The organism is Kaistella sp. CFF1-2 (assembly GCF_059509915.1).
In genome coordinates, this window is record NZ_JCAKLF010000035.1 from 1 (window position 1) to 496 (window position 496).

Annotated in this window: 1 protein-coding gene; it reads right to left on the minus strand. The window is 22.2% G+C overall.

The window, feature by feature from the left end; genetic code table 11:
* The coding region (locus AC5XHR_RS13805; protein WP_495951361.1) for a hypothetical protein at positions 1 to 426 on the minus strand (426 nt) is incomplete at its 3' end.
* Between the last annotated feature and the right edge of the window lie 70 nt (positions 427 to 496).

The following is a 496-nucleotide window of genomic DNA, read 5'->3' on the forward strand; positions in this document are numbered from 1 at the left end:
AATAGAATATATGTATTTTTTATCTGAACTAATTATTGGCTTTCCATTAAAACTAAAGAAATAATTGTCTTTTGAGTTAAAAATAAAATATCCTCCAATTTCAAAACTTGAATATTCGAAAATATAAAATTCATCTACTGATGAAATTAGTTTGAATTTTCCGTATAAAACAGAATTTTCCTCATGATTTTTATTTTCCTCTGATTTATCACACAATAGAAAATCAGTTCTCAAATCATTTTTTGTTTTTATACTTAAACATTTACCATTAAATATTTTAGGGAATTTAGATTTAAAATCAATTAAATTTTGTGATGAATCAAATTGTTTATAATTTGTAATCTTAACCGAATCTAACTTTTGATAAAAATTTTTATCAGTGAAGCGAACGTTAAAATGTCCATAAGCTGTTATATTTTGTTCCAACTCATCACAATTTTGGGAAAAGAAAAAAGATGAAATCAATAGAAAATTTATGTAAAGTATTTTGTTCATA